The sequence below is a fragment of the Pseudomonas sp. efr-133-TYG-103a genome, from assembly GCF_030209235.1.
GTDB lineage: Bacteria > Pseudomonadota > Gammaproteobacteria > Pseudomonadales > Pseudomonadaceae > Aquipseudomonas.
The window spans coordinates 95,881-108,516 of the sequence record NZ_JARVSK010000025.1 but is presented as its reverse complement, the minus strand read 5'-3'; the positions used below and the strand labels follow the sequence as shown (position 1 = coordinate 108,516).

The window sequence follows — 12,636 nt, the reverse complement described above, 5'->3', positions numbered from 1 at the left end:
CAAAGGCAGAGGTTCAATTGCCGCCGGATTTCACCAGGCCGCTCTTCACCGGCTGACGCACGCGCCCGCCGGAAGGGTCGAAGCAGGCGCTGTCGTAGCGAGGCGCCACGCAAGTGGAGGGCACGCCGGGTGGCGGCGGCCGGATGCTTTGCAGGCGGTCGGCGATTTCTTTTTCGTTGGTGATGATCAGCTTCCTGCGGCGACTGATCTGCAGAATCTCGGTCGCATTCTTGTTCAGGCGATAAGGGAAATCAGCGTCCTCCCACTCGCTGCCGATTCGCGCCGGACCCGCGCGTTGCACGGTGGTCTGGCCCACATAGGTCGGGCAGGGGCTGTAGCCGAAGCTGACCTTGCCCTCTTCGGTGACGCACTTGAACACTTCCCCATGGGCCGCGGTGCAGAACACCAGCGCCAGGACTGCGAATATCGTGGAAAACCTGCTCATCGAAACCTCCCTGTATGGCGCAAGGCTACCATTGCAGGGAGTCGCTGTCAGCGGTGCTTGACCGGCGTCAGTGGGTTTCGTGATTGGCTTTCTGCACCTTCGCCAGTGCGAGCGCCGCGAACATGTCGGCATCGCCTTGCAGCACTTTGAGATGATCCTCGACATGGTCCAGGCTCGCGCGCTGGTCTTTCGAATCCACCAGCCGCGTGACTTCGCACAAAGCATTGGCCGTGACCCACAGGCTTTGTCGAAGCTGACCGATGATCTTCACCACGCTTTCCGAACTGTCGAAGTCCTCCTCGGCCGGCGACGCCGCCAGCACCGGCATCAACGGCACCTCCATTCGATTGGTTGACTCGATGCCAGTGACCACGCGGCTGATATCCACCCCGGCCGCCGCGATCCTGAACAGGTAATCCGCTCTGGGCAGACGCTGCCCGCTTTCATAATGACCCTGCGCATTGGCTTCGACGCCCCCAATGGCGCCCAGCGCGCTTTGCGTCAGTTTCAACCGCTTCCTTTCCTGCCTCAAACGTTTGCCGATACCGTTCATCAACCTTCTCCTGCGAAATTCGCACCCTGGTTATGGTTTTAATGGGGTGCGCAATGGTGGCGGGCGATCCAGTGAGGAACCTTCAGGTGCTCGTAATGCTTCACCTGTTGGAAACAAGGGGTAAACATAGACCTTCATACACTCAAGCGGCGAGTTTTCCGATGTCTTGCTACCGCTTGATGAATAAAACCCCGACAGGATGAAAAATTCTGTCGCATTGGATAGGTGGCGCATTCATACGGATGGCGAGTAGCGGTTTGGCGATGGATCGGCTGTCGTGCGATCACCCTCGGGAAGAGGAGAGGCAGGATTTGCGCAGCAGGGGACATTGATGCCCTAAATCTGCCCTAATTTATTTGCCAGAAACGAAAAAGCCCCGACTTTCTTTAGGAAAATCGGGGCTTTAGCGTGAATCGAATATGGCGGTGAAGGAGGGATTCGAACCCTCGATACAGTTTCCTGTATACACACTTTCCAGGCGTGCTCCTTAAGCCACTCGGACACCTCACCGTATCTCTTCAGACGTTCAGTCTGTCGAGGCGCGCTAATGTAGTCGAAAGTTCTGGCGAAGGCAAAACTTTTTTTCAGAATTTTCATGCGGTTAAGCAGAAATGCAGCAAGCCCCGGCTTCTTTGCGAAGTCCGGGGCTTTTTCGCTCCCGATCAGCCTTGGGATCAGGCGCCGAAGCCGCCGTCGATGGTCAGGCTGGCGCCAGTCACGTAGCCCGCTTCCGGGCCTGCCAGGTAGGCCACCATGGCGGCGACTTCTTCGGACTTGCCGTAGCGCGGAACGGCCATAAGGCCTAGCAGGGTTTCGGCGAAGTCGCTGTTGGCCGGGTTCATGTCGGTATCGACCGGGCCGGGCTGTACGTTATTGATGGTGATGCCGCGCGGGCCGAGGTCGCGCGCCAGGCCTTTGGTGAGGCCGACCAGCGCCGATTTGCTCATGGCGTAGACACCACCGCCGGCAAACGGCATGCGGTCGGCGTTGGTGCTGCCGATATTGATGACGCGACCGCCTTCCTTCATATGGCGAGCGGCTTCCTGAGTGGCGATGAAGACGCTGCGCACGTTGATGGCCAGGGTTTTGTCGAAGTCTTCGAGGCTGAACTCGTCCAGCGGCGCGATGGCCAGCACGCCCGCGTTGTTGACCAGGATGTCCAGGCCGCCGAAAGTGTCGACGGTTTTGGCCACCGCGCTGCGAATGTCCTCGGCGCTGGCGCTGTCGGCCTTGATCGCCAGCGCCTTGCCGCCTGCCGCTGTGATGCTGTCCTGCAGGGCGCGGGCTTTCTCTTCGGAGCTTACGAAGGTGAAGGCGACGGCCGCGCCTTGTTCGACCAGACGTTTGACGATGGCTGCGCCGATGCCCCGCGAGCCGCCTTGAACCAGTGCTGTCTTGCCGATGAGGTTGGTGGGATGAGTCATGTCGATCTCCTGTAACCGTTGAGAGTGGGTGAATGACTGAAGTATCTGCCCTGGATTACGTTACCGGTAGCCAGTAATCGCTATAGTCTGTGTAAACCAGAAGTTGTGAATACGAACCATGGAATATTTCAGCAGCCTCGAATGCTTCGTGCGCAGTGCGGAGGTCGGCAGTTTTGCCGAAGCCGCCAGACGCCTGAGCCTGACCCCAGCCGCCGTAGGCAAGAGCGTGGCGAAACTGGAAGTGCGGCTGGGCGTGCGACTGTTTCAACGCAGTACCCGCAAGTTGACCCTGACGGAAGCCGGGCAGCGCTTTCTGGCCGAAGTCGGCAGCAGCCTGAACACCATCCAGCACGCCGTCGCCAATCTGGCCAGCGCGCAGGGCAGTCCGGCCGGGACGCTGAAAGTCAGTGTCGGGACTATATTCGGCTGCCTGTACGTGATGCCGCTGCTGGGTGAATTTCTGAGCCGATACCCCGCGATCACACCCGACTGGCATTTCGACAACCGCCAGGTGGACCTGATCGGCGGGGGATTCGACGCCGCCATCGGCGGTGGCTTCGACCTGCCTCAGGGCGTGGTGGCGCGCAAGCTGGCCCCGGCGCACCGCGTCCTGGTGGCCTCACCCGACTGGATGCTGGCAAATGCTCACGTTTCACACCCGGACGATCTGAGCGAGTGCGACGGCATCCTGATCCGCTCGCCGCAGACCGGGCGGATCCGGTCCTGGCCCTTGACCCATCGCACTCAGGAGCAGACGCCGCTGCGGCTGAAGCTGCGCATGACCATGAGCGATTCCGAGGCCGCCTGCCGCGCGGCGGTGCAGGGTCTGGGCGTTGCGTTGGTGAGCATGCCCTTCGCCGTGCCTTACCTGCGCGCCGGTACGTTGCAGCGCGTGCTGCCCGACTGGTATGTCGAGGACGGGAACATCTGCATTTATTACAGTGAACACAAATTGTTGCCCGGCAAGACCCGGGCGTTCGTGGATTTCATCATTGAGCAGTTCGCCCGACAGGAACTGGCGCGGCATTTCAGTGCCGTGTGAGGGGAGCGAGCGCGAGGAAAGAGGGATGCAATGAAGTTTGATAAAAAAGCCGCGCTGGTCATCATCGACATGCAGCAAGGCATCAATCACCCGAAACTGGGACGGCGCAACAACCCGGATGCCGAGCAGAACATGCTGGCGCTGCTTGAGGCCTGGCGTGACTCGCAGCGAACCGTCATACACGTCAGGCATTTCTCCCGCTCGCCGGATTCGGTGTTCTGGCCGCAGCAGTCCGGTGTCGAATTCCAGCCCGAATTTCTGCCGCACGAAGGAGAGGGCGAGCTGCACAAGCAGGTTCCGGATGCGTTCTGCCACTCGGCGCTGGAAGGCTGGCTGCGCGCGGACGGGATCCGCCAGGTCGTGATCGTCGGCGTCGTCACCCACAACTCGGTGGAATCCACCGCGCGCACCGGCGGCAATCTGGGCTTTGACGTGTTCGTCCCGCACGACGCGTGCTACACCTTCGACGGCGCCGACTTCTTCGGTCAGCCGCGCCGTGCCGAAGACATTCACGCCATGTCGCTGGGCAATCTGCACGGCGAATATGCGCAGGTGCTGGGCACCGAAGACATCCTCCGGGCGCTGGGCTGACTGCGCACAGTCCGCGGGCGCACCTCAGGCAGGCGGCAGGTGAATGCCGCCTGCCCATGAGTCAAACGGCGGGCACCGTCTGCATTACAACGTGAAGCGCGCCATCTGCATGGCCAGATGATCGGCCTGCTCCGACAACTTCAGGCAATCCTCCCTGCACGTCTTGACGTCTTGCGCGGTGGACTGCGCAAGGTCGGCAATGCCTTGTACGTTGCGATTGATTTCCTCGGTCACCGTGCTCTGTTCTTCCGTGGCGGCGGCGACCTGATGGTTGCGATCGGTCAGCTCTTCGACGTGGCCGGCGATGGCATCCAGGGAATCCCCGGTACGCCGGCTGGCTTGGACACCTGTTCCGGTCGCGGCCTGTCCGGCACGCATCGAGGTGACTGCCTGATCGGCGCCGCTCTTCAGTTCGCTCATCATCTGGCGGATTTCCGAAGTGGCAGTCTGGGTGCGGCCGGCGAGCGTGCGAACCTCATCGGCGACCACCGCAAAGCCCCGGCCCATTTCGCCAGCTCGCGCTGCCTCGATGGCTGCGTTCAGGGCCAGCAGATTGGTTTGTTCGGAAATGCTGCGGATAACGCTGAGCACTTGATCGATGGTCGAAATCTGCGTGGCCAGATGCTCCACGGCGCCTGCGGCGATGCCGACGCCGTCGGACATGCTCTGAATGTGGTCGATCGACTCACCGACCACTTGCCTGGCTGACACCGCCTCCCGATGCGTATTGCGCGACACATCGGCCGCTGCCCCGGCATTGCGGGCGATTTCCTGCACGGTCAGGCCCATCTCATGAACCGCGGTGGCGACCATGTCCGTCATCTGCTGTTGCTTGAGCGCGCGGCTCGACGTGCTGTCGACAACCCGCGTGACCTCGACGACGTTGTGACGCAGTTGCTCGCTGGTTTTCAAGGCATCGCCGATCAGTGCGCGCAGGCTTTCGATGAAGCGATTGAAGCCGCGCGCCAGATCGCCCAGTTCATTCTCGCGTTTGTCGTCCAGCCGCCGGGTCAGGTCGCCCTGACCCGCGCCGATGTCCACCAGCGCATGGGTCACCTGACGAATCGGGCGCACGATACCGCGCGCGATCCATGCCACGAAACCGAGGAAGAACAACACGACTGCGATGCTGATGGCGCAGATGAGCGTCAACGCATCCTTGGCCGGGCCGTAGACTTCAGCCATCGGCACCTCGCTGACCAGTGTCCAGCCCAGCGACGCGACTGGCTTGGCGACGGCGACGTAGTCCTGCCCGTCGCGCTTGAATTCCAGCGCCTGGCCGTTCTCGTTTTCGGTGAGCAACCTGCGGGCGGCAGACTCGCCGACCAGTTGCGACAGGGTTTCACGGTCATTGAGGTCGGCATTCGGATGCACCTTGATCCGGCCGTCCTGGCTGACGAGGTACACCTGGCCTTGTTTGCCGAAACGGAAATCGCGAACCATCTGCGACAGCGCGCTCATGCCAAAGCCGAGCCCGGCCACGCCGACGACGTTGCCGTTGTGCACGATCCGCTGATTGATGAACAGCGTCGGCACCTTGGTCGTGGCATCGATGTCGATGTCCAGCGAGCGCTGTTTGTTGCTGTCGAGGAAGCCGTAGAACCAGTTGTTCTCGGCCGGCCCGCGTTGCAACGTGCGGTCGGCGCCTTTATTGGTGATGTAATGGCCGCTGTCCCTGGCGACGATGAATGTGGTCAGCGCGTTGTGCTGTTCTTTGATTTTCGCCAGATACCGGATAAAAGCCGGTTGCTGCGCGGCGTCTTCGCCGTTATCCAGCCATTCGGACACCAACGTATTGTCGGCGATGTCGCTGGCCGCCGTGAGGGGAGCGGCGAGCAGGCGTTCAAGGTCGTTGCGGATGGCCTCGACGCTGGCCGGCATGGCCTGCTGCAGCAGGTAGCGATCCGTGAGTCTGTTCAGCGCGAACGCATAGATGGCGATCACGATCAGGCTGCTGATCACCAGCGCAGCCCCCATGCTCAATGTCAGCTGCCACTGAATACTTTTTCGCCAGACAGGCATAGAAAACTCCGCAGTAAAGCGCACAACCACGATGGAACAGTGCCGCTGATCTGAGCACGAGCAATTACTGCGCCATTGAGTTGATCGAGCGGTCAGGAAATTACCGGGGCTGCGGTGCTGGCCCTTTGATCTCCAGCGTTGCGACCGTTTGGCGGATCGCTCGGCAAATAGTCAACGATCAGGTTGTGTACAAAGCGTGAGTACTTTTGGAACAATTCTTAATGTCGTGCGCGAAAAAGTGGCGGCCGGGGCTGTCCGCCGCCGGCCGTGGGGCGGCGTCTACGCGTGATGCACACCTGCGCGCTTGAGCAGTTGCTTGCAGCGCTCTGATAAATGCACCACGCGCAGATGCTTGCCGGCCTTCTGGTAGCGCTCGCGCAGGGTTTTCAGCGCCGCGATCGCTGAATAGTCGACAAAGCTCAAGTGGCGACAGTCGAGGGTGACGTGATCGGGATCGTTGAGGTGATCGAACTGATCCAGAAACGGCGTGGTGGAGGCGAAAAACAGCGTGCCGTGCAGGTGATAGATCTTGCTGCCATCGGCTTCGACATGGCTGTCGGCGTACAACTCACGCGCCTGCTGCCACGCGAAGTTGAGCGCCGCAATGAGGATGCCGAACACCACGGCAGTCGCCAGATCCGTGAGCACCGTCACGATGGTCACCGCGATGATCGCCAGCACATCGTTGAGCGGCACTTTGCGCAGCACGCGCAGCGACGCCCAGGCGAATGTCTGCTGAGCGACCACGAACATCACGCCGACCAGCGCTGCCAGCGGGATGCGCTCGATCAGCGGCGACAGGAACAGCACGAACATCAGAATCATCACCCCGGCGACGATGCCTGAGAGGCGACCGCGGCCGCCTGAGCTGAGGTTGATGACGGTCTGGCCGATCATCGCGCAGCCGCCCATGCCACCGCAGACACCGGAGGCAATGTTTGCGACGCCCAGCGCTACGCACTCGCGATCCGGGTAGCCACGGCTTTCCGTGATTTCGTCGGTGAGATTGAGGGTGAGCAGGGTTTCCAGCAGGCCAACCAGCGCCATCAGGATGGCGTAGGGCGCGATGATGCGCAGGGTGTCCAGATTCCAGGGCACGTCGGGCAACGCGACATCCGGCAAGCCGCCGGCGATGTGGGCCATGTCGCCGAGGGTGCGGGTAGGCAGGCCGAACAGAAACACCAGCAGGCCGACGCCGAGAATGGCCACCAGCGCAGGCGGCACGGCGCGGGTCAGGCGCGGCAGCAGATAGACGATGCCCATGGTCAGGGCGACCAGGCCGATCATCCAGTAGAGCGGGGTGCCGCTGAGCCAGGCGTCGCCGCTTTTGAAGTGCTCGAGCTGAGCCATGGCGATGACGATGGCCAGGCCGTTGACGAAGCCGAGCATCACCGGGTAGGGGACCATGCGCACCAGCTTGCCCAGGCGCAGCACGCCAAAGGCGATCATCACCAGCCCGCCCAGCAGGACGGTGGCCAGCAGGTATTGCACGCCGTGCTGCACGACCAGCGCGACGATGACCACGGCCATCGACCCCGCAGCGCCGGAAACCATGCCGGGACGTCCGCCGAACAGCGCAGTCAGCGTGCAGATGATGAAGGCGCCGTACAGGCCCATCAGTGGGTTGAGGTGCGCGACCAGCGCGAAGGCGATGCACTCGGGCACGAGGGCGAACGAGGTGGTGAGGCCGGCGAGAACGTCGGCGCGCAAACGAGCGGGCTTCATGAAATACCTGGGGAGAAGGGCGCAAAGGGTGGGGATGTTACGGAATGTGAGCGAATCGGGCCAGCCAGACATGGGCAGTGCGTACGGAACAAAGCTGTCGGGGCAGGTGTTGCCTGCGAATGGATGGGTCAGGCAAATGAGAAGCGCCACCTGTACTGGCCTCTTCGTGAGCAAGCTCACTCCCACAGGGATTTCCAGGCACACACACAAATTCTCTGACCAGACACAAATCCCGTGGAAGCGAGCTTGCTCGCGAAGGCTGACTCCCAGCCGCCAGATCTCCACCCGACACACTGGCCTCTTCCCGGCTGAAGCCGGTCCTACAGGCGCTACAAGCTTTTCGTAGGACCCGCTGAAACCGGATCTACAGAAACTGCCAACTTTCCGTAGGACCGGCTTTAGCCGGGAAGGCGTCGGGTGTTACGCCGCTGATCAAAGGGAGCTCTACTGTGCCTTTACCCGGAAAATCTGCAGGGAAAAATTTCATCCTGGTGTCCAGTCAAGCGCGATTGTGTAACGATGTTTGGCTTGAATGATCACTGCCCACTGTCGAGGACAGACCACGGATGCTCGCCGCGCTCAGACATTACCCTGCCTCAGTCAATCTCCTGCTGTCGTCGTCGCTGTTTCTGACGTTGGGCAGGGCGATCACCTTGCCTTATCTGGTGATCTATCTGTCATCGAATTTCACGCTGAGCATCAGCGACATCGGCATGGTGGTGGGCAGCGCCTTGATCGTCGGCTCGTTGCTCAGTCTGTATGGCGGCTACCTGACGGACAAATTATCCAGCTACCGACTGATCCTGTGTTTCACCGGATTTTTCGTGGCCGGCTTCGTCGGCATGTGCGTGACCGGGCAGTTGTGGCTGTTCTTCCTGTTTCTGGTGTCGTTCAACTTCGCCTATTCAGTCATCGACATCGTCGTCAAGGCCGCTTTCGGCAAGCTGCTGCCGGTGGCCGAGCAGAGCAAAGTGTTTTCGGTGCGCTACACGCTGATCAACATCGGCTACGCCGTCGGGCCGTTCATTGGCGCAGGGCTGGCGCAGTGGAACATGAAACTGCCGTTCCTGACGTCGGCCGCGCTGGGGCTGGGTTTTTTCGTCGTGTATGCGCTCTACGGTGACCGCCGGCTCAGCTCGGCGGACCCGGCCAACGCGCCGGTTTCGTTCGTGGCGGTTGGCCGGATCCTGCTCAAGGATTATCGGCTTGTCTGCTTCACCGTGGGTGGCGTGCTCAGCGCAGTGGTGTTCGGCCAGTTCACGGCGTACCTGTCGCAATACCTGGTCACCACCAGCACGCCGGAATTCACTTATCAGGTCATCAGTTCGGTGGTCGCCGTGAACGCGGCGGTGGTCATTTGCCTGCAGTATTTCGTCGGCCGCTACATCAGTCACCAGTACCTCAACCAGTGGCTGACGCTGGGCTTCAGCCTGTTTCTGGCCGGCGTCGTGGGGTTTACGCTATCCACGACCGTGCTGCACTGGTCGCTGGCGGTGGCAGTGTTCACCCTGGGCGAAATCATCGTGTTCCCCGCCGAATACATGTTCATTGATCGCATCGCGCCTGCTCATCTGCGCGGCATGTACTACGGCGCCCAGAACCTCTCCAACTTGGGCGGCGCGCTCGGCCCGGTGCTGTGCGGTTTTGCCCTGGCCACCCAGTCAGCGCACTTCATGTTCTATATGCTGGCGGGCTTTATCGTGGCAGGCGGCTGTTTTTATCTGCTGGGGGCGTCGTACTCCAGACGCCTCGAATCCTCTTCCCGTACGCGGTGACGTTTGTCGATGAGTGCGCTTTCTCCATTGGCAGCCTGGCAGCAGGCGGTCGACACGCAGGGCTTTCAGGCAGACGAGGCGCAACGTCAGGCTGCCCGCGCGCTTGAGGCCTGCTGGCTGGCCCTGCGCGATGGCAAACGGCATGCGCCGCCCAAGGGCGTTTATCTGTGGGGCCCGGTGGGCCGTGGCAAAACCTGGCTCATGGACCGTTTTTACGAAGGCCTGCAGATCCCTGCGCGTCGCCAGCATTTTCATCACTTCATGCGCTGGGTCCATCAGCGTCTTTTTCAGCTCACGGGTGTGGCAAAGCCGCTGGATGTGCTGGCCCGGGAACTGGGCGAGGAGGTGAGGGTGCTGTGTTTCGACGAGCTGTTCGTCAATGACATCGGCGACGCGGTGATCCTGGGCGGCCTGTTGCGGGCGATGTTCGAGCAGGGCGTCGTGCTGGTCTGCACCTCCAATCAGCTGCCCGAGCAGCTGTATGCCACGGGGCATAACCGCGAGCGTTTCGTGCCGGCGATCACTGCGATCAATCACTACATGCACGTGGTCTGCGTGGATGGCGGTGAGGATCACCGACTGCATCCGGGGCAGGCGCAGCAGCGTTACTGGGTCAAGGCCGGGCAGGGGCACAGCGCACTGGTCGACGTCTTCGAACAACTGAGCAGTGGCGAGTCGGTGTCGATCCAGCCGGTGCCCCTCGGTCGGCGGCATCTGCCGGTGCTGCGCAGCAGCAAGACCGTGGTCTGGTGCCGTTACGCCGATCTGTGCGAACAGCCGTTGGCTGCCATGGATTTCATCGAATTGTGTGACCGCTACACGGCCGTGCTGCTCAGCGAGGTGCCGGCACTGAGTGCGCCGCAGCGCGAAGGGCGTATCGCGCGCGGTACCGAAGATGGCGTGGAGCAGGTGGCCGCGGGGGATCGAGAACTGCCGCAGTTGTCACCCTACGACGACGGCGTGCGCCGCTTCATTGCGCTGGTCGACGAATGCTACGACCGCAAGGTGCCGCTCTACGTCGAGGCTGAGCTGCCGATGCAGGCGCTCTACACCGAAGGTTATCTGGCATTCGCCTTTCGCCGCACGCTGAGCCGCTTGCAGGAAATGCAGCTGGCGCGCTTCGGGCGCTGAACCGCTGCCCGCGACCCGCTGACCAAGGCCGCCTTGCCCTCGGCACGTGCTGTCAGGCCTGATTTCTGCGTCGCTGGACCAGCACATGTTTGGCCCCTTCGCCCACCAGCACCAGCACCGCCACCCAGATCGGCAGGTAGGTCAGCCATTCGTCGCGGCCAATGGTTTCGCCAAGCAGCAGGGCAACGCCGACCAGCAACACCGGTTCGACATAACTGAGCAGGCCGAACACGCTGAAGGCCAGCAAGCGGCTGGCGAGGATGTAGCTGACCAGCGCCGACGCACTGATCGCGCCGAGGATGGGGATCAGCGCATACAGCTTCGGCATCTGCTCGACCACCGACGGATTGCCCCGGCAGATGAACAGCAGCGCGGCAGGCAGAATCAGCAACATGTCCCACCAGAGGCCGCCCAGGTGGTCGGTCCTGATCCGCCGGCGCAGGACGAAATAGACCGGATAGCCCAGACACACCAGCAATGTTTCCCAGGAGAAACTGCCCAGCCGGAACAGTTCGTTGCCCACGCCGATCAGCGCGCAGCAGGCCGCGATTTTCTGCAGACGGGACAAGTGTTCGCCGTAGACCACGCGGCCTGTCAGGATCATCGTCAGCGGCAGGAGGAAATAGCCCAGTGACACCTCGAGGCTGCGGCCATGCAGGGGCGCCCACATGAACAGCCACAACTGCGCGCCGATCAATGCCGACGACAACACCATCGCGCCCAGCAGGGCAGGCGTCTGGCGCACCCGCGCGGCGAGGCCGCGGGCAAGTTTCCAGTCGCCGCTGGACAGCATGAACAGCGTGATGCAGGGCAGGGTCAGCAGCATGCGCCAGCCGAAGATTTCTTCACCGCTCAATGGCTTCAGCAATGAGGTGTAGTAGTACATGACCGCGAAGAGGCAGGAGGCCATGACCGATAGTGCGACACCCTTGTACACGGGGGCTCCTTGGTTCGGTTCTTGTGGGAGAAAACGTCACCTGCTGTCAGGCTCTTTCGGCCTGCTTGCGGGAAACGGCGCACAGTCTATCCGAAGCGTTCGCGGCGGGCGGTCAGCTATCTGGTAAACACCAGATCGGCTGGCAGTAAACGATGCACGTTTGGCAGAGAACGAGACCGCGTGCCGATTGAGCGCGACCCCTGCCTGCCGGAGACTTGTCCACAACGCGCCATGCCGGCGCGACCGATTGAGGAAGACCGCCATGAGCCAGGAAATCGCCGGTATCAAGATTCCCGACAGCGCACTTGCCCGCGCTACCACCGACTACATCCGCGATCAGGAAGACGATCTGTTGTTTCACCATTCCCGTCGCGTATTCCTTTGGGGAGCGTTGACCGGTGAGCGCAAAGGTTTGAAGTATGACGCCGAACAGCTGTACGTCGGCGCGATGTTCCACGACCTGGGCCTGGTGGAACAGCACCGCAGCCCGGACCTGCGCTTCGAAGTCGACAGCGCCAATGCCGCCCGTGCGTTCATGAAGCCGTTCGGCCTGTCCGAAGGCGACATGGAGCAGGTCTGGTTGTCGATTGCGTTGCACACAACGCCGGGCGTGCCCGAGCATCTGCGGCCGAACGTGGCACTGGTGACGGCGGGTGTCGAAATGGACGTACTCGGAATCAAGTACGAGCAGTTCAGCGATGAGCAGCGCGAGATCGTCACCCATGCCCATCCGCGTGGCGAGGCATTCAAGGAATGCATTATCTGTGCGTTTGCCAACGGTTTCCGGGCGAAACCGGACACCACTTTCGGCACCGTCAACGCCGACGTGCTGGTGGATGAAGACCCGACGTTCAAACCGCTGAACTTCGTCGACATCATCCGCAAGTCGCCGTGGAAAGCCTGATTTTCACGCGTCGATAAATCTGGGCAGTGAGCGTGTTCGCGAACGCGGTGTGTCAGTCAGCGTTGCTGTGTCTGCATGACCGCCTTC

Annotated in this window: 11 protein-coding genes, 1 tRNA gene and 1 pseudogene; 5 read left to right on the top strand and 8 right to left on the bottom strand. The window is 61.6% G+C overall.

From position 1 onward, the window contains the following. Window positions 1-13 precede the first annotated feature (13 nt). The 4 genes from QRN36_RS20265 to QRN36_RS20250 all read right to left on the bottom strand — a co-directional run bounded on the left by QRN36_RS20265 (window position 14) and on the right by QRN36_RS20250 (window position 2,422). Entirely contained in the window at window positions 14-445 is a 432-nt protein-coding gene (locus QRN36_RS20265) for a DUF4124 domain-containing protein (protein ID WP_285425707.1), read from the bottom strand. A gap of 67 nt (window positions 446-512) precedes the next feature. After that, entirely contained in the window at window positions 513-998 is a 486-nt protein-coding gene (locus QRN36_RS20260) for a helix-turn-helix domain-containing protein (RefSeq protein WP_285425706.1), read from the bottom strand. Between the two features lie 420 nt (window positions 999-1,418). Beyond that, a tRNA-Ser gene (locus tag QRN36_RS20255) sits at window positions 1,419-1,508 on the bottom strand. 164 nt (window positions 1,509-1,672) lie between these two features. Beyond that, entirely contained in the window at window positions 1,673-2,422 is a 750-nt protein-coding gene (locus QRN36_RS20250; RefSeq protein ID WP_285425705.1) for a 3-oxoacyl-ACP reductase family protein, read from the bottom strand. Window positions 2,423-2,540: 118 nt separating this feature from the next. Between QRN36_RS20250 and QRN36_RS20245 the strand changes: the two genes are divergently transcribed. Next, a complete protein-coding gene (locus QRN36_RS20245) occupies window positions 2,541-3,464 on the top strand; it encodes a LysR family transcriptional regulator (protein WP_285425704.1) in 924 nt (307 codons plus the stop codon). Window positions 3,465-3,494: 30 nt separating this feature from the next. After that, complete coding sequence (locus QRN36_RS20240; RefSeq protein WP_285425703.1) at window positions 3,495-4,055, top strand: cysteine hydrolase family protein; 561 nt, start codon at window positions 3,495-3,497, stop codon at window positions 4,053-4,055. Between the two features lie 84 nt (window positions 4,056-4,139). On the opposite strand, the gene QRN36_RS27695 is transcribed toward QRN36_RS20240, so the two are convergent. The 3 genes and pseudogenes from QRN36_RS27695 to QRN36_RS20230 form a co-directional block, all read right to left on the bottom strand. After that, window positions 4,140-4,868, bottom strand: a complete 729-nt coding sequence (locus QRN36_RS27695; RefSeq protein WP_373568778.1) for a methyl-accepting chemotaxis protein — start codon at window positions 4,866-4,868, stop codon at window positions 4,140-4,142. 126 nt (window positions 4,869-4,994) lie between these two features. Then, window positions 4,995-5,936: pseudogene (locus QRN36_RS27690) on the bottom strand (cache domain-containing protein); the annotation flags it as partial. Between the two features lie 420 nt (window positions 5,937-6,356). Further along, window positions 6,357-7,802, bottom strand: a complete 1,446-nt coding sequence (locus QRN36_RS20230; protein ID WP_285425701.1) for a SulP family inorganic anion transporter — start codon at window positions 7,800-7,802, stop codon at window positions 6,357-6,359. Between the two features lie 566 nt (window positions 7,803-8,368). Here QRN36_RS20230 and QRN36_RS20225 point away from each other — a divergent pair. Together QRN36_RS20225 and zapE are read left to right on the top strand one after the other, a co-directional pair. Then, window positions 8,369-9,577, top strand: a complete 1,209-nt coding sequence (locus QRN36_RS20225) for an MFS transporter (protein WP_285425700.1) — start codon at window positions 8,369-8,371, stop codon at window positions 9,575-9,577. Window positions 9,578-9,586: 9 nt separating this feature from the next. Then, window positions 9,587-10,708 carry a cell division protein ZapE gene (gene zapE / locus QRN36_RS20220; protein WP_285425699.1) on the top strand — a complete coding sequence of 374 codons (1,122 nt, stop codon included), beginning with the start codon at window positions 9,587-9,589 and terminating at the stop codon, window positions 10,706-10,708. A 52-nt stretch (window positions 10,709-10,760) separates the two neighbouring features. Here the strand turns inward: zapE and rarD are convergent, their stop codons facing one another. Further along, window positions 10,761-11,645: an EamA family transporter RarD gene (rarD, locus tag QRN36_RS20215; protein WP_093467228.1), complete on the bottom strand. Its 885-nt coding sequence runs from the start codon at window positions 11,643-11,645 to the stop codon at window positions 10,761-10,763. 262 nt (window positions 11,646-11,907) lie between these two features. Here rarD and QRN36_RS20210 point away from each other — a divergent pair, with 262 nt between their 5' ends. Continuing rightward, window positions 11,908-12,549, top strand: a complete 642-nt coding sequence (locus tag QRN36_RS20210) for an HD domain-containing protein (protein WP_285425698.1) — start codon at window positions 11,908-11,910, stop codon at window positions 12,547-12,549. Window positions 12,550-12,636 lie beyond the last annotated feature (87 nt).